The sequence below is a fragment of the Amycolatopsis sp. MEPSY49 genome (genome assembly GCF_051337345.1).
Taxonomy (GTDB): domain Bacteria; phylum Actinomycetota; class Actinomycetes; order Mycobacteriales; family Pseudonocardiaceae; genus Amycolatopsis.
Genome location: NZ_JBDLYJ010000004.1, coordinates 406414 through 427653, shown reverse-complemented (window position 1 = coordinate 427653; position 21240 = coordinate 406414). Strand labels below are relative to the sequence as shown.

17 protein-coding genes are annotated in these 21240 nt (G+C 72.8%); 11 read left to right on the top strand and 6 right to left on the bottom strand.

What is annotated here, in order from left to right; all coding sequences use genetic code 11:
* The first annotated feature begins 4 nt into the window (after nt 1-4).
* Genes ABFJ78_RS21475 through ABFJ78_RS21460 form a run of 4 tightly spaced genes read left to right on the top strand, consistent with a single transcriptional unit; the run spans nt 5 to nt 4356 of the window.
* On the top strand, nt 5-853 hold the full coding sequence (locus ABFJ78_RS21475; protein ID WP_436388131.1) for a PPK2 family polyphosphate kinase: 849 nt from the start codon (nt 5-7) through the stop codon (nt 851-853).
* Nucleotides 854-873: 20 nt separating this feature from the next.
* Nucleotides 874-2973 carry a prolyl oligopeptidase family serine peptidase gene (locus ABFJ78_RS21470; protein ID WP_436388130.1) on the top strand — a complete coding sequence of 700 codons (2100 nt, stop codon included), beginning with the start codon at nt 874-876 and terminating at the stop codon, nt 2971-2973.
* On the top strand, nt 2970-3920 hold the full coding sequence (locus ABFJ78_RS21465) for an LLM class F420-dependent oxidoreductase (protein ID WP_436388129.1): 951 nt from the start codon (nt 2970-2972) through the stop codon (nt 3918-3920). The genes ABFJ78_RS21470 and ABFJ78_RS21465 overlap by 4 nt, the downstream gene beginning before the upstream one ends.
* 55 nt (nt 3921-3975) lie before the next feature.
* A complete protein-coding gene (locus ABFJ78_RS21460; protein WP_436388128.1) occupies nt 3976-4356 on the top strand; it encodes a hypothetical protein in 381 nt (126 codons plus the stop codon).
* Nucleotides 4357-4606: 250 nt separating this feature from the next.
* Here ABFJ78_RS21460 and crcB read toward each other — a convergent pair whose 3' ends face one another.
* From crcB to ABFJ78_RS21435, 5 genes are all read right to left on the bottom strand, one after another.
* Nucleotides 4607-4981, bottom strand: coding sequence for a fluoride efflux transporter CrcB (gene crcB, locus ABFJ78_RS21455; protein ID WP_436388127.1), 375 nt, complete (start codon nt 4979-4981; stop codon nt 4607-4609).
* Nucleotides 4978-5310 (bottom strand): DUF190 domain-containing protein, encoded by a 333-nt coding sequence (locus ABFJ78_RS21450; RefSeq protein ID WP_436388126.1) that lies wholly within the window; start codon nt 5308-5310, stop codon nt 4978-4980. The genes crcB and ABFJ78_RS21450 overlap by 4 nt, the downstream gene beginning before the upstream one ends.
* Nucleotides 5310-5702: a fluoride efflux transporter FluC gene (locus ABFJ78_RS21445; RefSeq protein WP_436388125.1), complete on the bottom strand. Its 393-nt coding sequence runs from the start codon at nt 5700-5702 to the stop codon at nt 5310-5312. Before ABFJ78_RS21445 ends, ABFJ78_RS21450 begins: the two co-directional genes overlap by 1 nt.
* A 70-nt stretch (nt 5703-5772) precedes the next feature.
* Nucleotides 5773-7161: an FAD-binding oxidoreductase gene (locus ABFJ78_RS21440; protein WP_436388124.1), complete on the bottom strand. Its 1389-nt coding sequence runs from the start codon at nt 7159-7161 to the stop codon at nt 5773-5775.
* A 78-nt stretch (nt 7162-7239) separates the two neighbouring features.
* On the bottom strand, nt 7240-10233 hold the full coding sequence (locus ABFJ78_RS21435) for an ATP-binding protein (protein WP_436388123.1): 2994 nt from the start codon (nt 10231-10233) through the stop codon (nt 7240-7242).
* Between the two features lie 89 nt (nt 10234-10322).
* Between ABFJ78_RS21435 and sthA the strand changes: the two genes are divergently transcribed.
* From sthA to ABFJ78_RS21400, 7 genes are all read left to right on the top strand, one after another.
* A complete protein-coding gene (sthA, locus tag ABFJ78_RS21430; protein ID WP_436388122.1) occupies nt 10323-11735 on the top strand; it encodes a Si-specific NAD(P)(+) transhydrogenase in 1413 nt (470 codons plus the stop codon).
* Nucleotides 11736-11923: 188 nt separating this feature from the next.
* Nucleotides 11924-13822: an intein-containing Rv2578c family radical SAM protein gene (locus ABFJ78_RS21425; RefSeq protein ID WP_436388121.1), complete on the top strand. Its 1899-nt coding sequence runs from the start codon at nt 11924-11926 to the stop codon at nt 13820-13822.
* Nucleotides 13823-14337: 515 nt separating this feature from the next.
* The gene (gene merB / locus ABFJ78_RS21420) at nt 14338-14940 is read left to right on the top strand and encodes an organomercurial lyase (protein ID WP_436388120.1); all 603 of its coding nucleotides are present in this window, start codon (nt 14338-14340) and stop codon (nt 14938-14940) included.
* Nucleotides 14941-15035: 95 nt separating this feature from the next.
* Nucleotides 15036-16811, top strand: a complete 1776-nt coding sequence (gene aspS, locus ABFJ78_RS21415) for an aspartate--tRNA ligase (RefSeq protein ID WP_436388119.1) — start codon at nt 15036-15038, stop codon at nt 16809-16811.
* Nucleotides 16811-17758, top strand: coding sequence for a DUF389 domain-containing protein (locus ABFJ78_RS21410; RefSeq protein WP_436388118.1), 948 nt, complete (start codon nt 16811-16813; stop codon nt 17756-17758). The genes aspS and ABFJ78_RS21410 overlap by 1 nt, the downstream gene beginning before the upstream one ends.
* Nucleotides 17759-17835: 77 nt before the next feature.
* Complete coding sequence (locus ABFJ78_RS21405; protein ID WP_436388117.1) at nt 17836-19023, top strand: phosphotransferase; 1188 nt, start codon at nt 17836-17838, stop codon at nt 19021-19023.
* 588 nt (nt 19024-19611) lie between these two features.
* Nucleotides 19612-20478 carry an SGNH/GDSL hydrolase family protein gene (locus ABFJ78_RS21400; protein WP_436388116.1) on the top strand — a complete coding sequence of 289 codons (867 nt, stop codon included), beginning with the start codon at nt 19612-19614 and terminating at the stop codon, nt 20476-20478.
* On the opposite strand, the gene ABFJ78_RS21395 is transcribed toward ABFJ78_RS21400, so the two are convergent.
* Nucleotides 20436-21179, bottom strand: a complete 744-nt coding sequence (locus tag ABFJ78_RS21395; RefSeq protein WP_436388115.1) for a metallophosphoesterase family protein — start codon at nt 21177-21179, stop codon at nt 20436-20438. The genes ABFJ78_RS21400 and ABFJ78_RS21395 overlap by 43 nt on opposite strands.
* Between the last annotated feature and the right edge of the window lie 61 nt (nt 21180-21240).

Genomic DNA, 21240 nt, shown 5'->3' with positions numbered 1-21240 from the left:
GCGGATGGCGAAGAACGACGGAAGCCGGGTCCGGGACGCGCTGCGCGTCGGCGCGGAGCTGCCGGACCCGGGTTCGACCCCGGTCGGCCCCGGCAAGAAGCCCAAGGCGCTGGCCAAGCTCGAGGGCGCCGGCGAGCGGTTGTCGGCGCTGCAGGAGGCGCTCTACGCCGAGGGCGTCGGCGGCGGCACCCGCAGCGTGCTGCTCGTGCTGCAGGGCATGGACACCTCCGGCAAGGGCGGCACGGTCTCGCACGTGCTCGGCCTGGTCAACCCGATGGGCGTCCGGTACGCGGCGTTCAAGAAGCCCACCGCGGCCGAACGGCGCCACGACTACCTGTGGCGGATCCGCAAGCAGCTGCCCGCGCCCGGCCAGATCGGCGTCTTCGACCGCTCGCACTACGAGGACATCCTGGTCCCGCGGGTGAGCAAGCTGCTCACCGCCGCCGAGCGGCGCCGCCGCTACAGCGAGATCAACGCCTTCGAGGAGGAGCTGGCCGAGGCGGGCACCACCGTAGTCAAGGTGTTCCTGCACATCTCGCCGAAGGAGCAGCTCAAGCGGCTCAAGGCCCGGCTCGTCACGCCGGAGAAGCGCTGGAAGTTCAACCCCGGCGACCTCGAGGCCCGGTCGCACTGGCCCGCCTACGCCGAGGCCTACGCCGACATCTTCGAGAAGACGTCGACCGGGCACGCGCCCTGGTACGCGGTGCCCGCCGACCACAAGTGGTACCGCAACTGGGCCGTCGCCGAGCTGCTGATCGAGACGCTCGCGGACCTGAAGCCGCGGTTCCCCGAACCGGACTACGACGTCGACGCGGAGCTGGCGAAGCTCAAGGGCGTTGGCGTATCCGCGTGATCGTCTGAAAGAGTGCGGGCGTGACCGATGTCGACGACCTCCCGTTCCTCCGCAAGCAGGCCCGGACCCAGCGCTTCACCCTCGGCGCGCCGAAGGAGTTCCGGGTCGCCCCGGACGCTTCGCGCGTGCTGTTCCTGCGCGCGGAGTCGGGCACCGACCCCCGGCACAGCCTCTGGTCGGCCGACCTGGCGACCGGCGCCGAGACGAAGCTGGTCGACGCCGCCGAGCTGCTGCCCGGCGAGGAGGAGCTGCCCGCCGAGGAGCGCGCGCGCCGCGAACGCGCCCGCGAGACCGGTGGCGGCGTCGTCCACTACGGCGTCGACGCGGGCTTCACGGTCGCCGCGTTCTCGCTCTCGGGCAAGCTGTACACCTTGGACCTCGCGTCCGGCGAGGTGACGCTGCGCGTCGACGGCTCGGTGATCGACCCGCGGCCGGACCCGACCGGGACGCACGTGGCGTACGTGCAGAACCGGCGGCTGCACGTCATGGAGCTGGCCACCGGCGACGACCGCGTGCTGGTCGAGGAGGACGGCGAGGACATCGCCTGGGGCCTCGCCGAGTTCATCGCCGCCGAGGAGATGGACCGCACGCGCGGCTACTGGTGGGCCCCGGACGGCCGCAGCATCCTCGCCGAGCGCTCCGACCGCGGCCCGGTGCCGCGCTGGACCATCGCCGACCCGGCCAACCCGCAGAACCCGGCCAACGTCGTCGCATACCCGGCGGCGGGCACGACGAACGCGCTGGTTTCGCTTTCCGTGCTCGGCCTGGACGGCTCCCGTGTGGACGTCGCGCCGGGCGAGTGGGAGTACCTGGCCTCGGTGCACTGGTCGGCCGGCGGCGTGCCGCTGCTCGCCGTGCAGCCGCGCGACCAGAAGCGGATGGACGTCCTGGGGCTGGACGTCGCCGACGGCTCGACGTCGGTGCTGCACACCGCCACCGACCAGCACTGGATCGACATCGTCGGCGGCGTCCCGGCGTGGACGCCGGACGGCCGCCTGGTCGTCGAAGGCATGGTGGACGGCGACCACCGGCTGTTCGTCGGCGGCGAGGCCGTCACCCCGGCCGGGCTGCAGCTGCGCGCCGTCCTCGACGTCGGCGACGAGATCCTCTTCAGCGCGTCCGAAGCCGACCCGACGCAGATCCACGTGTTCCGGACCGAGGGTGGCTCGGTGCGCCGGCTGTCCACTGTGGACGGCGTGCACCACGGCTCCGGCAGTGCCGCGGTAACGGTGCTCTCGTCGTGGAGCCTGGAGCACAGCGGGCCGCGGGTTTCGGTGCTGCGGGACGGTTCGCCGGTAGCCTCCATCGAGGCGTCCACCGTGGACCCGGACATCGTGCCCAACCTGACCTGGCTGACGCTGGGGGAGCGTGGGTTGCGCGCGGCGCTGCTCCTGCCACGCGGGTACGAGCCGAGCGAGGGCAAGCTGCCGGTGCTGCTCGACCCGTACGGCGGGCCGCACGCGCAGCGCGTCCTGCAGAGCCGCAACGCCTTCCTGACGTCGCAGTGGCTGGCCGACCAGGGTTTCGCGGTGCTCGTCGCGGACGGCCGCGGCACGCCGGGCCGCGGCGCGGTGTGGGAGCGCGAGATCGCCGGCCGCCTCGCCGACGTGACGCTGCAGGACCAGGTCGACGCGCTGCAGGCGGCGACCGCGTCTTGTCCCGAGCTGGACTTGGAACGCGTGGCGATCCGCGGGTGGTCGTACGGCGGCTACCTGTCGGCGCTGGCGGTGCTGCGCCGGCCGGACGTGTTCCACGCGGCGGTCGCGGGCGCGCCGGTCACCGACTGGTCGCTGTACGACACGCACTACACCGAGCGGTATCTGGGGAAGCCGCAGGACGAGTCCGAAAGCTACGCGCACAACTCGCTGATCGAGAGCGCGGGCGAGCTGAGCCGCGCGCTGCTGATCGTGCACGGGCTGGCCGACGACAACGTGTTCGTCGCGCACGCGCTGCGGTTGTCGTCGGCGTTGCTGGCGAAGGGGCGGCCGCACGTGTTCCTCCCGCTGGCGGGCGCGACCCACATGACGCCGCAGGCCGAAGAGGTCGCGGAGAACCTGATGCGCACGCAGGTGGACTGGCTGCTGCGTGAACTGTCCAGTGTCGAGAAGGAGACCGCATGAGCCGCTGGGGCCTCACGATCCCGTTGACCGGGGTGCCGCTGACGGCGCACCGCGAACTGGTCGAGCAGCTGCCGGACCTGGGCTACACCGACGCGTGGACGGCGGAGACGGCGGGCACCGACGCGTTCACGCCGCTGGTCCTGGCCTCGCAGTGGGCGCCGCAGCTGCGCCTGGGCACGGCGATCGTGCCGGTGTACACGCGTGGCCCGGGTCTGCTGGCGATGCAGGCGGCGACGGTTGCGGAGCTGGCGCCCGGCCGGTTCGTGCTGGGCATCGGCGCGTCGTCCCCGGTGATCGTCTCCCAGTGGAACGCGGCCTCCTTCGAGGAGCCGTTCGCGCGGTCCCGTGACACGCTGCGGTTCCTGCGTTCGGCGCTGGCGGGGGAGAAGGTCAGCGAAAAGTACGACACGTTCGCGGTGTCGAAGTTCCGGCTGGAGCGCCCGGCCGACCCGCCGCCGTCGATCATGCTGGCGGCGCTCCGTCCGGGCATGTTGCGCCTCGCGGCGCGTGAAGCGGACGGCGCGATCACCAACTGGCTGGCGGCTTCGGACGTCCCTCGCGTGCGCGCCGAGATCGGCCCGGACGTCGAGCTGGCGGCCCGGATCTTCGTCTGCCCCACGGAGGACGCCGACGCGGCGCGAGGTCTGGGGCGGATGCTGATCTCGAGTTACCTGACGGTCCCGGTGTACGCGGCGTTCCACGAATGGCTGGGCCGCGGCGAGGCGCTGGCCCCGATGCACGAGGCGTGGGCGGCGGGAGACCGGCAGAAGGCGAACCAGGTGATCCCGGACTCGGTCGTGGACGAGCTGGTCGTCCACGGGAGCGTGGAGTCGTGCCGGGAGCAGGTGCGGTCCTATGTGGACAAGGGGTTGACGACGCCGATCATCGCGCTGCTGCCGACTGGTGGGGATCCGTTCGAGCAGGTGCGCGGGCTGGCACCGCGCTGATATTCCGTTGCTCTCCTCCGGCGCCCGGTGTTTCCTGGGCGCCGGAGGAGGACGGATGAGACGGAAGACGCCGCCGGAGAAGAAGCGGCTCAGCTACCTCAAGGACCGGCGCGACGCGTACGGCGAGAACGACAAGTCGTCGCGCAAGAACCTGGCGCGCAGCAAGGCGTTCGCGCGCCGCACCAACCGCGCGCGGGAAAGCCTGGCGTTGCGGGCGGCGACCGGCAACCCGGACGAGGTCCGCGCCGAAGCGGCCGAGCTGCGGCTGCTGGGAAAGCGCCGCCGGGTGAAGCGCAAGTGGCCGGACATCCCGCTCGTCGAGTACGTCGAGTGGAAGGTCGAACGCCGCGCCGAGCGGGAAGCCGGCCGGGCCGGCCGGCTCGAGGAGGCGCTCGGCCGCGTGCAGCGGCGGCTGGGCCGTCCCGACCGCGGCTAGGACTGCGCGCGAGCACCGCGGTGACGGCTTTGATCGGGCCGGAGACGTGACCGTTGCGGACCTCGGGAAGGTCGGGGCTCTGCTGTAACGCGGTGCCACTGGCGTTCGACTTTTCATGACTGGCATTGGAGGACGAGTGGCGAGTACGCGCGATCGGCGTATGCGCAGCTCGCGCGGATTCTCCTCCGGTTCGGCGAAACCGTCCCTGGCTTCGAACCGCCCACTGGTGAGGCGGACTGACCGATCAGCCCTAGCCGAAGACCGCCGTGGCGAGGAGCAGGCCGAGAGCGCCTGAAGCGAGGCCCGCGACCACCGTCACCAGCACGTTGACCACCGCGTACAGCCGCGTCTTCTCCATGAACAGCCGCACGGTCTCGTAGCCGAACGTCGAGAACGTCGTCAACCCGCCGCAGAAACCCACGGCCACCAGCGAACGCACCGACGACGGCTCCGCGCCGTGCAGGAGCCAGCCGCTCAGGAACCCCAAGACGAACGATCCCACGATGTTCACCGTCAGCGTCCCGAACGGGAACGGCGAGTCGCGCCACGACTGGACCCGGCGGTCGGTCAGGTAGCGCAGGATCGACCCCGCCGCTCCGCCGACGGCCACCAGGACCAGCGTCACTCCGTCCGTCCCACGTAGCGGACCACCTCGACCTGGTCGAGCGTCACCAGGCCTTCGCCGATCAGCTCGTCCAGCTGCGGCAGGAACGCCCGCAGCTTCTCCTCGCGGTCGACGATCACGATGACCACCGGCAGGTCCTCCGACAGCGACAGGATCCGCGTCGTGTGGATCAGCGACGACGCGCCGTAGCCCTCGACCCCGCGAAGCACCGATGCGCCCGCGAGACCCGCGTCGCGGGCTCGCCGGACGATCTCGTGGTACAGCGGCTTGTGGTGCCAGTGGTCGTCTTCGCCGAGGTAGATCGTGAGGCGGGTGGCCGGTCCTTCCATCAGCGTCCCTTCCGGATCGCGCGGGTCGCCGTCAGGCCGGCGGTCACCGCCGCCAGGCAGAAGACCACCGACGCCAGCGCGTAGGCCAGCGACGCCAGTATCCGCCCGGTCGTCACCGCGTCGAGGGTGTCGGTCACGAACGTGGAAAACGTCGTGAACCCGCCGAGGATCCCGACGCCGAGGAACGGCCGGAGCAGGTGGTGGGGGCGCGCGGTGGTGGTCAGCAACGCCATCAGGACGCCGATGAGCAGGCAGCCCAGGACGTTGGTGAGCAGCGTCGCGACGGCGAACTCGCCGCGGGCGTGCGGGATCGCCACGGACAGGCCGTAACGGGCGAGGCTGCCCAGCGCGCCGCCGGCGCCGATGGCCGTCAGGACGTCCCACCGGGGCACGTGATCACCTCCTCGGAGGTGAACCTACCCCGGGCGGCCGGACCCCCGCCCCGGCCGCCCGCGCCGAGCGTCAGGCGGGACGGATGTTCTGGTTGACGTGGAACGCGTTGTCCGGGTCGTACCGCCGCTTCACCTCCGCCAGCCGGTCGTAATTCCCTCCGTAGGAGGCGCGAACCCGGTCCTGGCCCTCCTCCATCATGAAGTTGACGTACGCCCCGCCCGCCGACGTCGGGTGCAGCTCCTCCCAGTACTCCCGCGTCCACTGCGAAATCGCCTCGGCCCGCGAAGGTGACGGGTCCACTCCGACGATCACGCCCGACCAGCCGCCCGACCGGTGCGGGAACGCCGTCGCGTCCGGTGCCACCCGGCTCGCCGCGCCGTCGATCGGGTACAGGTGCATCGACGAATGCATCGTCGGCAGGTCCGCGCCGTGCTTGACGTGGACCTCGATCGCCGCGTCGGAGATCTCGTGGAACACGTCCGCGCGCCAGTACCACTGCAGCCCCGCCGGGTACAGCGCGTCGAACGCTCCCTGCAACGCCGTGTACGGCATCTCCTGCAGCCCCACCAGCAACGGCGACCCGAACGAGCGGACCGGCGCCAGCACTTCGTCCGCCTTGTCGTGCGCGCCCGTGTAGCACCAGACGATGCCGCACGCCTTGCGGCCCCACAGCTCTTCCGGGAACGGTGGTGCCGGCGGGATCGTCAGCAGGCCGAACCAGCCGTTCAGCTCCTCGGGCAGCGACGGCAGCAGCTCGCGGTACCAGCGCAGCACGTCGGGCGTGTCGGCGATGTCGTACAGCACCGGCCCGCCGATCACCACGCCGCGCTCGCCGATGTCGTGGCAGCGGAACGTGAACGACGTGACGACGCCGAAGTTGCCGCCCCCGCCGCGCAGGGCCCAGAACAGGTCGGCGTGCGAAGACTCCGAAGCGTGCACGAACGAGCCGTCCGCGAGCACGACGTCCGCGCCGAGCAGGTTGTCGACCGTCAGGCCGAAGCGGCGGGCCAGGTAGCCGATGCCGCCACCGAGCGTCAGGCCCGCGACGCCGGTCGAGGCCACGATGCCCGACGGCGTCGCCATCCCGAACGCGACCGTCGCGTGGTCGACGTCGCCCCACGTGCACCCCGCGTCGGCGCGGACGGTGTGGTTGACCGGGTCGACCGTGGTGCTGCGCAGCCCGGACAGGTCGACGACCAGGGCGCCGTCGGCGACGCCGAGGCCGCCCGCGTTGTGGCCGCCGCCGCGCACGGCCAGGTCCAGGCCCTGTTCGCGGCCGTAGCGGACGCAGGTGACGACGTCGGCGGCGTCGCGGCAGTAGGCGATCGCCGCCGGGCGCTTGTCGATCATGGCGTTGTAGACCGCGCGGGCGTCGTCGTAGCCCGGGTCGGCCGGCGTGATGAGGTCGCCGCGCAGCGCGGTGGCCAGTTCCTCGTGCGGCAGTGCGGTGGTGGTCATGGTGCCCCTCTCGGATTTCCGTACGGGAGGGAACGTAGGCAGCCGGCGTTCGCACAGCGTTCGGTCCGTTCGCCGGAGTCAGGACGGGAGCCGAACGCCCAGGTCCGCCTCCGCCCGCCGGCGCAGGGCGACGCTGCCCTGGACGCGGGCCAGCTCGGCGGCCGCCCGCAGGCGGGGGACCGGGTCGGCGTCGTGAGCCGCCCGCAGCCGCAGCACCTCCGGCAGCCACCAGCGGTCGTCGCGGGCCTCCCCGGCGGCGAGGGCCGCGTCCAGCGTCGCGCGGGCCGCGGCCGGGTCCGCCAGCTCGGCGACGAGCGTCAGCCAGTACGGCATCCGGGCGAACGCCCCCTCGGCCTTGAGGTTCGCGACGCCCTCCTGCGCCGCGGCCAGCCCGGCCGCGCCGCCGCGGGCCCAGCCGCCCAGCACCAGCGCCCACTCGCGGTAGTAGGCGAAGCCGTACCGGTCGCACAGCGCGTGCAGCTCCGAGACCGCCGTCCACAGCGCCGCCCGGTCCCGGCGCAGCTGGTGGGTGATCCCGGCGTACGCCAGCGCGATGGCCAGGCTGTACGGCTGCTCGATCCGGCGGGCCAGCGCGATCGCGCCGGCGCCGCTGGCCACGGCCGCGTCGTCGTGGCCGAGCAGCCAGTGGGCGTGCGCCGCCCAGGCCGGCCCGTGCACGTCCGGCCGGGTGCCGATCGGCCACGACGACGCCCCGCGGGTGCGCTCGGCGCCCAGCTCGAAGTGCCGCAGCGCCTCGGCCGGGTCGTGCCCGAGGGTCAGCGACGAGCCCGCGACGATGAAGTGCGCCGAGCCGCCCTGCTCGGCGCTGGTGCCGGGGACGAGCAGCGTGAGGGCCCGCTCGGCGGCTTCGTGCGCCTCCGCCGTCCGGCCCTGGACGAACCGCGACGACCACAGTTCCAGCAGCGCGGTCAGCGCGGACTCCTTGCTGCCCGAGGACTCCGCGAGCGCGAGCGACCGTTCCAGGACGTGCTGCAGCTCGGGGGAGGAGTACCCGCGGTGGGCGTTGAGCGGCCCGGCGAGCGCTTCGAGGACGTCGAGCTCGGCGCGGTCGCGGTTGCCGCTCGCCGGGCGCGCGCGGACGAGCGTCAGCGCCTCCTTCAGCAGCCGGATCGCCTCGGCGTGCGCGAACGTCCGGGCGGCGACGGCGGCGGCACGCCGGTAGTGCTCGACGGCGCGGTCCGGGCGCCCGCCGCGGGCGTACTGCTCGGCCAATTGCGCCGCCACGGCGTCGGTGTCCTCGGCGTGCAGCAGCTCCAGGCCCTGGGCCAGCCGCCGGTGCAGCAGCCACCGCCGCGGCGGGCTGACCTGCTGGTAGGCGGCTTCGCGCAGGAGGTCGTGGGTGAAGTCGTAGCCGCCGCCGACCTCGCGCACGATCCGGCGCCGCCACAGCTCGTCCACGGCCTCGACGACGGTGTCGGCGTCGAGGTCGCTCGCCTCGGTGAGCAACTCGAGGGTGACGTCCCGGCCCGCCGCGGCGGCCAGCCCGGCGACTTCCCGGGCCGCCGGGCCGGGCTGTTCGAGGCGCGCTCGCAGCACGCCGTCCAGCCGCCCGGACGGCGGGGAAGCGCTGGTGCGCAACGCTTCCACGACGTACAGCGGGAACCCGCCGGTGGCCGCGTGCAGCAGGGTCCGGTCCGACGCGGACAACGGGCGCCCGGCCACCGCTTCGCCGAGCTGCGCGGTGCCGTCGGCGTCGAACGGGCGCAGCGGCAGCTCGGTCAGCTTGCCGTCGTCGCGCAGCCGCGCGGTCCAGGCGGCCACGCCGGGGTCGAGGTCGCCGTCGCGCAGCGTCCCGGCGACCAGCAGTGGCGCGTCCGGCAGGAGACCGAGGCAGAAGGCGAGGAACGCGCCCGTCTCTTCGTCGCACCATTGCACGTTGTCGAGCACCAGCAGCACGGGCCGCCCGCCGGCGGTGAGCGCGCGGGCGAGCCCCTCGAAGAAGCGCAGGCGCTGCCACGCGTCGACGGTCGGGTGACCACCCGCGGCCGGCCGCGCGGCCGGCCGCAGCCGGTCGACCTCGGCGCGCCACCCCCGGTCGAGGGCAGCGGCCGCCCGCTGCACGGCGGGGGTGCGCAGCCAGTCGGCCACCGGCGCGAGCGGGAGCCGCCCGGCCGAGCCGAAGCAGCGGCCGGTGGCCACGACGGCGCCTTCCGCGCGCGCCAGCCCGGCGAGCTCGGTGACGAGCCGCGTCTTGCCGACCCCGGCGTCGCCGCGCACGAGGACGATCCCGGCCCGGCCCGCGGCGGCCGCGTGCCACCGCTCGCCGAGCCGCGCCAGCTCCGCCGCCCGGCCGACGAGCCCCGGAGCCGCCGCGCGCCGGACCTCGGGGCCGGGCCGGTCGAGCAGCCGGCGCAGCGCCGCGCGGGTCGGTTCGGCCGGGACGACGCCGAGCTCGCGTTCGAGGACCGACGCGCACCGGTGGTACGTGCTGACCGCGCCCGCGCGGTCGCCGGCGTCGGCCTGCAGCCCCATCAGCGTCCGGTAACCGGTCTCTTCGAGGGGACGCAGGCGGATCCGGCGGCGGGCCGCGGCGAGCGCGGCGGCCGGGTCGCCCGCCGGGGTCCGGCAGATCAGGTCGCACAGCTCGACGCACTGGCGGTCGAGCTCGGCGCGGGCCGCCAGGACCCAGTCGTCGGCCAGGCCCGGCAGCAGCTCGCCGCGGTGGGCCGCGAGCGCGGCCTGCGCGTGGGCGACGGCTTCACCGGGGTCCTCGGCGGCCAGCGCGGCCCGGTAGGCGACGTCGAACTCCCGCACGTCCACCCGGCTCGACGGCGTGTCCCGCCAGCACAGGTCCCGCCCGGTGACGGCGAGGGAGGGCAGGTCGCCGAGCACGCGGCGCAGCTGGTGCAGCTCGCGGCGGAGGTTGGTCAGGGCCTGCGCGTCGGTGGAGTCCGGCCAGAACAGCCCCGCGAGCAGGCGCCGGGGCTGGGCGAGCCCGGCGTGCACGACGAGGTGGGCCACCAGCGCGACCGACCGCGGCGACCGCGTCAGCACGGTGCCGGTCGTGTCGTCGGCGATGACCTGCTCGCCCAGCAGCGAGACGCGCAGCACCCGGCCACGCTAGCCCGGAAACCGATCCGCGCGCGGATCTTCACCGGCGAGGGGTTGCGCGGGGCCGCCCGGGTGCGCAGGCTCGACACGTGAGCGAGCACGAGTACGACCTCATCGTCATCGGTTCGGGCCCCGGCGGCCAGAAGGCCGCCATCGCCGCGGCGAAGCTCGGCAAGCGGGTGGCGGTCGTGGACCGGCACGACATGGTCGGCGGGGTGTGCGTCAACACCGGCACGATCCCGTCCAAGACGCTGCGCGAAGCCGTGCTCTACCTGACCGGCATGAACCAGCGCGAGCTGTACGGCGCCAGCTACCGCGTCAAGCAGGACATCACGATCGCCGACCTGCTGGCGCGCACGCAGCACGTCGTCGGGCGCGAGGTGCAGGTCGTGCGGGCGCAGCTGATGCGCAACCACGTCGACCTGGTCTCCGGCACGGGCTCGTTCGCCGACCCGCACACGGTGGTCGTCGAGAGCAAGCACCCCGGCGACCGCCGGACGCTGAGCGCGGACTACGTCGTGATCGCCACCGGCACCCGCCCGGCGCGCCCGGCCCAGGTGGACTTCGACGCCGCGCGCGTGCTCGACTCCGACGAGATCCTGCGGCTCGAGCAGATCCCGTCGTCCCTGGTCGTGGTGGGCGCCGGGGTGATCGGGATCGAGTACGCGTCGATGTTCGCCGCGCTCGGCTCCCGCGTCACGGTGGTCGAGCAGCGCGACCACATGCTCGACTTCTGCGACCCGGAGATCGTGGAGTCGCTGAAGTTCCAGCTGCGCGACCTCGGCGTGACGTTCCGCTTCGGCGAGAAGGTCGCGGACGTGGCGGTGTCCGACGACGCGACGATCACGACGCTGGTCAGCGGCAAGCGCATCCCGGCCGACGGCGTCATGTACTCCGCGGGGCGCCAGGGCATGACCGGCGAGCTGGCCCTCGACGCGGCGGGACTGGCGGCCGACGAGCGGGGCCGGCTGGTGGTCGACGAGAACTACCGCACGGAGGTGCCGCACATCTACGCGGTCGGCGACGTGATCGGCTTCCCGGCGCTCGCGGCGACGTCGATGGACCAAGGCAGGCTCGCGGCGTACCACGCGTTCGGCGAACCGGCGAACGGCCTGGGCGCGCTGCAGCCGATCGGTATCTACACGATCCCGGAGATCTCGTACGTGGGCGCGACGGAGGCCCAGCTGACGTCGTCGTCGGTGCCGTACGAAGTCGGCATCGCGCGCTACCGCGAGCTGGCGCGCGGCCAGATCACCGGCGACAGCTACGGGATGCTGAAGCTGCTGGTGTCCACCAAGGACCGCAAGTTGCTCGGGGTGCACGTGTTCGGCACGGGCGCGACGGACCTGGTCCACATCGGACAGGCGGTGATGGGCTGCGGCGGCACCGTCGATTACCTGGTGGACGCGGTGTTCAACTACCCGACGCTGTCCGAGGCGTACAAGGTGGCCGCGTTGGACGCGACCAACAAGATCCGGGCCCTGGACCGCTTCTCGTCCTGACCTGGCGCGGTGCCGGTGTGTAGTGAATGACTCATTCATGTCGTCAGGCGACATGAATGAGTCATTCACGACATCGGCAGCCGCGCAGACCCAGCCCGAAGCGCCCCAGGAGTCACACCGGCACCACGCGGATTCGCCTGCGGCGAACCGGTTTGACACCCGACTAGAACATATGTTCGACTGACGCGGTGCGATGGGATCGGCAGCGAGCGGGGGAGGGTGAGCCGGCACTGCCCGGGCTGGAGGGCCTGGTGCGGTCCGTGCGGTCACCGGAGTTCGACGGCGTCACCTTTCACGAGGTGCACGCGCGCTCCGTGCTGAACAAGGTGCCCTCGGGCTCGGGCGTCCCCTTCAACTGGACCGTGAACCCGTACCGCGGCTGTTCCCACGCCTGCACGTACTGCCTCGAAGGCGGCACGAAGATCCTCATGGCGGACGGCCGCACCCGGGCGCTGTCCGAGCTGAAGGTCGGCGACGAGATCTACGGCACCCGCGGCCACGGCGCGTCCCGGCGGCTGGTGCCCACCCGCGTCGAAGCGCACTGGACGACCCTGCGCGCCGCCTACCGCGTGACCCTGGACGACGGCACCCGGCTCGTCGCCGGCGGCGATCACCGGTTCCTCACGAGCAAGGGCTGGAAGCACGTCACCGGCAGCAAGTTCGGCGCCGCGCAGCGGCCGCACCTCGAGCCCGGCGCCGAGCTCATCGGCGTCGGCCGGTTCGAGCCGACGCCGGACGAGACGCTCGGCTACCGGGCCGGCTACCTGTGCGGGATGCTGCGTTCCGGCGGGTTCGCGGCGGAACCGGACGCGGCCGGCCGCGCCCTCGGGTACCTGCCCGACTTCGGCGCGTCCGTCGGGTTCCTCCAGGTGCCGCCGGACCCGGACGCGCACTGGCAGCGCGGGTTCCTCGCCGGCGTCTTCGACCTGGCGGGCGACTACGGCCGGGGCGTCCTCGCCGTGGCGCACGACGAACCCGAGATCATCGAGGCCTTCGCCGCCGCGCTCACCCGGTTCGGCTTCGCGCACCAGATCGACGAAGTGCCGAAGTTCCCCGCGCGGCAGGAGGTCCGGCTGCTCGGCGGGACCGCGGAGGTGCTGCGGTTCCTGCACGTGGGCAACCCGGCGGTGGCGTGGAAGCGGTCGCTGGACGGCGCGGTGATCGGCGCGAGCCGCCGCAGCGTCGAGACGATCGAGCCGCTGGGCCTGCAGCTGCCGCTGTTCGACATCACCACCGGCACCGGCGACTTCATCGCCGACGGCATGGTGTCCCACAACTGCTTCGCCCGGAACACCCACACGTACCTCGACTTCGACGCGGGCCACGACTTCGACACGCAGGTGGTCGTGAAGGTCAACGCGCCGGAGGTTCTGGCGGCGCAGCTGAAGCGGCCGTCGTGGCAGCGGGAGCCGGTGGCGATGGGCACGAACACCGACCCGTACCAGCGCGCGGAGGGCCGCTACCGGCTGATGCCGGGGATCATCACGGCGCTGGCCCGCTCGGGGACGCCGCTGTCGGTGCTGACGAAGGGCACGGTCCTGGCGCGCGACCTGCCGCTGCTGCAGGAGGTGGCCCGGGACGTGCCGGTGTCGCTCGCGGTCTCGCTGGCGTTGCTGGACGGCGAGCTGCAGCACCGTCTCGAACCGGGCACGCCGAGCCCCCGGGCGCGGCTCGAGCTGATCCGCAAGGCCCGCGACGCGGGGTTGCCGTGCTCGGTGCTGGTGGCGCCGGTGCTGCCGTGGTTGACGGACTCGGCCGAGGCGCTGGACGCGTTGTTCGCGAAGTTGGCCGAAGCGGGTGCGACGAGCGCGACGGTGATTCCGCTGCATTTGCGCCCGGGCGCGCGGGAGTGGTTCGGCCGGTGGCTGGCGGGGACGTATCCGGAGCTGGTGCCGCGGTACCGCGAGTTGTACGCGCGGGGGAGTTACGTGCGGAAGGCGTATCGGGAGCGGCTGGGGCAGCGGGTGGCGCCGCTGCTCCGGCGGCACGGGTTGATGCGGAGGGCGGGGGAGGATTCCCGGGGGATGGAGGCGGTGCCCGAGCCGCGGATCGAGGTGCCGGCGGCGGAGCAGCTACGGCTGCTCTGAGCCTGGCGGCGGGGCAGTTGTGGCGGCTTCGGGCCCGCGCCGGGGTTTCGGGTTGAGGCGGCTGGCGGCCGATCCCGCTCTCCGGCGGGGCAGCTGCGGCTGCCGAGGCCACGCCCGGGCTTCGGGTTGCGGCGGCCGGTCGAGTTCGCCAACCGGCGGCGAAGCGGTGCAGCTGCTCTGAGCCCGCCTGCGGTCCCGCGGCGCCCAGCCGCCGCCTGTTGCCCTGCATGGCCGAAAGCCGCGAAGCGAGCCGAGTCGTCCGTCCGCCCGCCGTCCTGCCGTCCTTTGTGGACGACCGCCGCTTGCGGTACGTGATCACCCGCCTCGCCGCCGTGTGGGTGAAGGCGTCACCCCCATCGTCCCCGGAGCCGTGCGAACTGCGCCGTTCGCCGTAGTCCTCACCCGATTGCGCGGCCGAGTCGGGGGCTTGCGGAAAAATGTCCGATCGTGTCGTTGTCGCTCCGGCTCGCCGACGCCTAACGTCGAAGGGATCGATGCGGAAGGGAGAGCGGCGAATGACGACCTCGCAGACCGACCGGGTCGCGGCCGCCCGGCTCGCGTGGGCCGCCCTGAAGCTGACCCGGGCCGGGCGGCACCCCGTCAGCGTCGAGCGGCTGGCCGCCACCGTCGGCGTCACCCCCGCCGAAGCGCGCCGGCTCGTCGAACTGATCGGCTTCACCCTGCACCGCGACCTCGTCAGCACCGGCCCCGCGCCGCGCGGCGCCCACCACCGCCTCGAACCCGCCGAAGGCACTCTCGGCGCCGGCCCGGACGGCACCGTCGACATGTTCCTGCTGGCCATCGCCACCGGCGAGCGCGTGCACGCGGCCGCGACCTGCCCGGTCACCGGCACCCGCATCCGGATCGACCTCACCCCGCACGCGATCGTGCAGGCCGACCCGTCGTCGGCCGTCGTCGCCGCCGTCGACCTGGGCTTCGGCCTCGAGCACGCCGACGCCATGGCCTGCGCCGGCCAGCCGTTCTTCTCCTCCGCCTCGGCGGCCGCCAGCTGGCTGGTCGCCCACCCCGGCGGACGCATCTACCGGGTCGCCGCCTATCTCGCCCAGGCCCACCGGCTGGTCGCCGCACTCGAGACCCGGCCGAAGTTCGTGCTCTGACCACCGCGCAACCCAAGCCTGCCGACGTCGTACGCTGGGTGGTTCGTTAGCCTTTCCAGGCAGCGATAACCCCAGGTCGAAGGAGAGCAGTCGCAGTGCTCCGCACTCACAACGCCGGCACCCTGCGTGCCGGACAGGCCGGACAGACCGTCACCCTCACCGGATGGGTGGCCCGGCGGCGCGATCACGGCGGCGTCATCTTCATCGACCTGCGCGATGCCAGCGGCGTCGCCCAGGTCGTCTTCCGCGAAGGCGAGATGGCCGAGCGCGCGCACGCCCTGCGCTCCGAGTTCTGCGTCAAGATCGTCGGCGAGGTCGCGAAGCGCCCCGAAGGCAACGCGAACGCCGAGATCCCCACCGGCGAGATCGAGGTCCTCGCGACCCAGCTCGAGGTGCTCTCCGAAGCCGCGCCGCTGCCGTTCCCGATCGACGACCGCGTCGACGTCGGCGAAGAGATCCGCCTCAAGCACCGCTACCTCGACCTGCGCCGCAGCGGCCCGGCCGCGGCCATGCGCCTGCGCAGCGAGGTCAGCCGCGCCGCGCGCGAGGTGCTGCACGCCCAGGACTTCGTCGAGATCGAGACCCCGACGATGACCCGTTCGACGCCCGAAGGCGCGCGCGACTTCCTGGTGCCCGCCCGGCTCAAGCCCGGCTCCTGGTACGCGCTGCCGCAGTCGCCGCAGCTGTTCAAGCAGCTGCTCATGGTCGGCGGCATGGAGCGGTACTACCAGATCGCCCGCTGCTACCGCGACGAAGACTTCCGCGCCGACCGCCAGCCCGAGTTCACCCAGCTCGACATCGAGATGAGCTTCGTCGAGCAGGACGACGTCATCGACATCGGCGAGCAGATCGTCTCGGCGCTGTGGAAGCTGATCGGGCACGAGATCCCGCGGCCGATCCCGCGCATCACCTACCACGAGGCGATGGCCAAGTACGGCTCGGACAAGCCGGATCTGCGCTTCGACCTCGAGATCACCGACATGACGGAGTTCTTCGCCGACACGCCGTTCCGCGTGTTCCAGGCGCCGTACGTCGGCGCGGTCGTGATGGCCGGCGGCGCCGGCCAGCCGCGTCGCCAGCTCGACGCCTGGCAGGAGTGGGCGAAGCAGCGCGGCGCCAAGGGCCTCGCGTACATCCTCGTCAACGAGGACGGCACGCTCGGCGGCCCGGTCGCCAAGAACCTGTCCGAGACCGAGCGCGAGAACGTCGCCGCCGCGGCGGGCGCCAAGCCGGGCGACTGCATCTTCTTCTCCGCGGGCAAGGCGTCGAGCACGCAGCCGCTGCTGGGCGCCGCGCGTGACGAGATCGGCAAGCGGCTCGGCCTGATCGACGAGGACGCCTGGTCGTTCGTGTGGGTCGTCGACGCGCCGCTGTTCGCGCCGGTCGAGGACATCGGCGACGACGTCGCCGTCGGCTCCGGCAAGTGGACGGCGGTGCACCACGCGTTCACCTCGCCGACCCCGGAGTGGATCGACAAGTTCGAGCAGGACCCGGGCAACGCCCTGGCTTACGCCTACGACATCGTCTGCAACGGCAACGAAATCGGCGGCGGCTCGATCCGTATCCACCGCGGCGACGTCCAGAAGCGCGTCTTCAGCCTGATGGGCCTCGGCGAGGAGGAAGCGCAGGAGAAGTTCGGCTTCCTGCTCGACGCCTTCGCCTTCGGCCCGCCGCCGCACGGCGGCATCGCCTTCGGCTGGGACCGCATCGTCATGCTGCTGGCCAAGGCCGACTCGCTGCGGGACGTGATCGCGTTCCCGAAGACCGGTGGCGGGTACGACCCGCTGACCGCGGCGCCGGCGCCGATCACGGCGCAGCAGCGCAAGGAAGCCGGCATCGACGCGAAGCCGGCCCCCGCCCCGCAGAACTAGTGCTGCACCTCAGGGCCGTGTGCCCGCCGGAAGTCACCGCGCAAGCGCTGGACATCCTGCGGGCCCACGCCGGGACGGCGCACCTGATCGCGCACCGCGGCGCCGCCGTGGAGCCGCCGGGTGACCTGGTCGAGGCCGACATCGCGCGCGAGGCGGCCGACGAGATCGTCGACGCGCTGTGCGGCCTGGGCCTCGACCACACCGGCGGCATCACGCTCGAAGCCCTCGACACCGCGCTGTCCGACGCCGCCGACCGGGCGGAGGAGGCGGCGCCGGGCGAGGGCGCGGACGCCGTCGTGTGGGAGGAGCTGGTCGCCCGCACGGGCGAGGAGTCGCGGACGAACGTGACGTTCCTGGCGTTCCTCACCATCGCCTGCCTGCTCGCCGCGGTCGGTGTGCTGACGAACTCCGCGGTGACGATCGTCGGCGCGATGGTCGTCGGCCCCGAGTTCGGGCCGCTGGCCGCGCTCGCGGTCGGGCTCGTGCTGCGCCGCGGGGACCTGCTCCGCCGGGCGAGCGCGGCGTTGGGCGTCGGCTTCCCGCTGGCGATGGTCGTGACGCTGGGTGGCGCGCTGCTCGTGCGCGCGACCGACGTCTTCGGCGAAAAGGCCTTCCAGCTGGACCAGAACCACGAAGTCGACTTCGTTTTCTCCGTCGGTGTGCCGTCCCTGGTCGTCGCGATGCTCGCCGGCGCCGCCGGGATGCTCGCCATGACGTCGGCGAAGTCCGCCGCGCTGGTGGGCGTCTTCATCTCCGTGACGACGGTGCCGGCCGCGGGGTACGCGGTCGTCGCGGCCGTGGCGGGGGAGTGGAGCCGGTGCCTCCAGTCGGTCGGCCAGCTGCTGGTCAACCTTCTCGGAATCGTTGCAGCTGCGGCCATTGTGTTGACTCTGCGCCGGAATGGGCAACGTTCACGGGTGGGAACGCGTCCGCTTTCACGGGGATGACCGGTCCGGACCGGGGGCTTCTTCTTGTCCGGATGTCAGTAGTCATGGTTGCTCAGTCACGAGTAGGGTCGGTGACAATGACAGTCGACACCTCCTCCTCCGGCGACGCTGGGGTCGGGGCAGGAGCCGAGCACCTCGCCGTGGCCGCGGCGGTCGCGGCGGGCGAGTCCGTTCTTTCGCGCCGGTTCGGCAGTGCGATCACGCTGGTCGCGCCCGAGGACCTCGCGGGGAGCGGACCGGCGACAGTCGTCCGGGCGCGGGTGGTGTCGTCGTCCTTCGCGCTGCCGCGCACACTGGTCATCAAGCACTACCCGGAGTCACCGGCGGCGGGGGACGCCGACCCGTTCGCGCAAGAGGCGGTCAGCTACCAGCTGTTCACCGCGCTGGCGCCGGACGAGCGGATGTGCCCGGAGCTGCTGGCCCACGACGGCCGCGACCGGGTCCTGGTGCTGGAGGACCTCGGCCGCACACCGACGCTGGAGGACAAGCTCTACGCCCGCGACTCCCGCGCGGCCGAGCGCGCCCTGCTGTCGTGGGCGCGGTCGCTGGGTAGGCTGCACGCGAGCACGGCGGGGCGCGAGGCGGACTTCAACGCGTTGCTGCGGCGCCTGGGCGGCCCGGCGAAGAACGACGCTCGCACCGACGACGAGCTGGGTGCGCGAGTGGCGGCGGTGATCCAGGAGCGCCTCGGCATCCCGGCGCCGGACGAGGTGCTGACCCAGGTGGCGGAGGCGCTGGAGCAGTCGCGGTCGGCGGGGTTCCGCGCGTTCAGCCCGGTGGAGCTGAGCCCGGACAACAACCTGGTGACGGGCGAAAGCGTCCGGTTCCTGGACTTCGAGTACGGCTGCGTCCGGTCGGCCCTGGTCGACGCGGCGCACTTGAGGCTGCCGTTCGCGAGCTGGCCGGACGCGCTGGCCCTGCCGGCGGGCATGAGCGAGGCGATGATCGCGGCGTGGCGAGCGGAGGTGGTCGGGGTGTGGCCGGCCTTCGCCGACGACGACGTGCTGGCCACGCACCTGACGACCAGCGAGCTGCTGCGGGTGTGGGTGATCACGGGCGAGGAGCTGGGGTCGTTGGATCTGTCCCGGCACGCCGCTCCGGTCAGCCGCGAGGCGGCGTTGGTGACGTGGTGGCGGGACTTGGCCAAGCACGCGGGGTACGTACGGATGACGGCGGTGTCGGAGTTCGCGGCCCGGGTAGCGGCGGCTTTGGCGGCGCGGTTGGGGCCGCACGCGGATTTGGCGTTCTACCCGGCTTTCCGGTGACGGCGGGCAGGGCGGGGTTGTCCCCAAGGCGGCCGTGATGTGGACAGGTCGGGCCGCTGGGGCTTTTCCGCGCGGTTTTGCCGGCCCCTCCCGATACGCCGGAAGCGGGTTCGCCCCCAGGGCGGACGGGGGCCCGGCAAATTCAGATCAGCGCGGCCGATCTGGCCGCCCGCACGTCATGAATGGGTCGTTCATCTCGTCAGACGACATGAACGACCCTTTCATGACATCGCCGCGACGCCGGGCAGACCGCGCGGCCACGACTTTGCCGGAACCCTGCCAGGGAGGGCGGGGGCTACTTTTCGGGCGGGGGAGGGGCGGCTCTGCCGCCGGAAAGTCGCAGTCCGAGGCTCCGGGCATGGCGGCGGTCCCGCTCGGTGCCCTATCGTCGCGAGCCCCGGCCCGGACGACGTGAATGACTCATTCATGTCGTCAGGCGACATGAATGAGTCATTCACGTCGTCCGGTGAGGCGCCAACCACCGCCCGAACTGGACATTTCCGGCTCCTGTGAGGTGAGCGTCAAGAATTAGGCGCTCCGTCCCAGGCGCGTTACCTCGTCCTCACCGGGTGTGAGTCTCCGTGGCCGATGGTCGTGGACGTGACCGTGATCAGTGTCGAAGTCACCCCCGAACCTCCCCGGCCCGCCCGCCCGGCACTCGCGGCCGTGCCCACCGCACCCGCGACCGCGCTCAGGCACGCCGAGCGGCTCGTCGTGCTCGGGGACTCCACCGCCGTCGGGCTCGGGGATCCGCTGCCCAAGCGGGGCGGCTGGCGGGGTGTCGGCCCGCTCGTCGCCGCCGCGCTCGGGGTCGGTCCCGGCGGCTACCTCAACCCCGCCTTCACCGGGGCCCGGATGCGGTGCGTGCTCACCGAGCAGGTGCCCGCCGCCGTCGCGCACCGGCCTGATGTCGCGCTGCTCGTCGCCGGGATGAACGACACCCTGCGGCCGGACTTCGACGCCGCCCGGATCGCCGCCGACCTCACCGAGGTCATCCGCCGGCTCCGCGCAGTGAACACCACCGTCGTCCCGGTCCGGTTCCACGACCACAGCAAGGTCTTCCGCCTCCCGCCCTCGCTCAAGCGCGCCCTCAGCGCCCGCGTCGCCGAGCTGAACGCCGCCATCGACGAAGTCGTCGCCCGCGAAGGCGTCCCCTGTCTCGACCTCGACCGCCTGCCCGGCGCCTACGACCTCACCGTCTGGAGCGTCGACCGGCTGCACCCCTCCGAACTCGGCCACCGCCTGCTCGCCGACGGCTTCACCACCCTGCTCGCCGAAGCCGGCTTCGCCGTGCCGGAACCGGTCAGCCTCACCTGCGGCGGCGGGGTCGAGCCGAGCGCCGCGGGGCACGTGGGGTGGCTGGTGCTCAAGGGAATCCCGTGGCTCTGGCGCCGCGGCCGCGAGTTCCTGCCCTACGCCGCCGTCATCATGTGGAACTCGTTCCGCGCCCGCTGAACACCCGCAACGCCTCCGCGTCCGAAGCCGGGTCGCGGACGAAGTAGTCCGCCCACTCCTCGATGCCGGGATAGCCCGACCGCGCGGCCAGGAAAGCGACACGCCTCCTCGATGTCGTACGACGTCCGCCGCAGCTGGACGCCGTCGCCGAGCAACGCCCAGTGCGCGCCCCGGGCACCGTAGGGCATCCCTACGCTGCCGGGGTTGACGACCAGCCGCCGGTCGGCGAGCCGGACGAACGGCATGTGCGTGTGCCCGCAGACGACCACGTCCTCCGCCACGCCGTCGAGGACTTCCGCCCAGCGCTCCGGCGGACTGTCGACGAGCGCGATTTCCGTGTCGTCGCGCGGGGTCGCGTGGCAGTACAGCACACCGTCCAGTGACACGGTCAGCGGCAGCGCGTCCAAGATCGGCAGATCCGCCGGACGCAGCTGCCGCGCCGCCCACGGGAAGATCGGGTCCGGGACGAACTGCCCGGTCCCGCGCGCCGACGCCGCCAGCTCGCGGTCCGCGTTGCCGCGCACCCACACCGCCCGTGAGCCCAGCACAAGGAGCCGGTCGAGGGTCTCCACCGGCATCGGGCCGGCGAGCATGTCCCCGAGCAGCACGATCTTCTCCGCCGCCACGACGTCCGGCTCCGCCAGCACGGCCTCCAGCGCGGGGAGGACGCCGTGGATGTCCGCCAGCACCGCCACCTTCATCGCCCCACCCTGGGGCACGGAAACGCCCTGGGCGAGGGAGTTCGCCCAGGGCGCAACCGGT

What these genes read in the sequence shown, in the direction of transcription:
- ABFJ78_RS21475 (WP_436388131.1), top strand. Translation starts at nt 5, where the DNA reads ATGGCGAAGAACGACGGAAGCCGGGTCCGGGACGCGCTGCGCGTCGGC.
- ABFJ78_RS21465 (WP_436388129.1), top strand. Translation starts at nt 2,970, where the DNA reads ATGAGCCGCTGGGGCCTCACGATCCCGTTGACCGGGGTGCCGCTGACG.
- ABFJ78_RS21460 (WP_436388128.1), top strand. Translation starts at nt 3,976, where the DNA reads ATGAGACGGAAGACGCCGCCGGAGAAGAAGCGGCTCAGCTACCTCAAG.
- ABFJ78_RS21450 (WP_436388126.1), bottom strand. Translation starts at nt 5,310, where the DNA reads ATGGAAGGACCGGCCACCCGCCTCACGATCTACCTCGGCGAAGACGAC.
- ABFJ78_RS21440 (WP_436388124.1), bottom strand. Translation starts at nt 7,161, where the DNA reads ATGACCACCACCGCACTGCCGCACGAGGAACTGGCCACCGCGCTGCGC.
- merB (WP_436388120.1), top strand. Translation starts at nt 14,338, where the DNA reads ATGACGACCTCGCAGACCGACCGGGTCGCGGCCGCCCGGCTCGCGTGG.
- ABFJ78_RS21405 (WP_436388117.1), top strand. Translation starts at nt 17,836, where the DNA reads ATGACAGTCGACACCTCCTCCTCCGGCGACGCTGGGGTCGGGGCAGGA.
- ABFJ78_RS21400 (WP_436388116.1), top strand. Translation starts at nt 19,612, where the DNA reads ATGGTCGTGGACGTGACCGTGATCAGTGTCGAAGTCACCCCCGAACCT.
- ABFJ78_RS21395 (WP_436388115.1), bottom strand. Translation starts at nt 21,179, where the DNA reads ATGAAGGTGGCGGTGCTGGCGGACATCCACGGCGTCCTCCCCGCGCTG.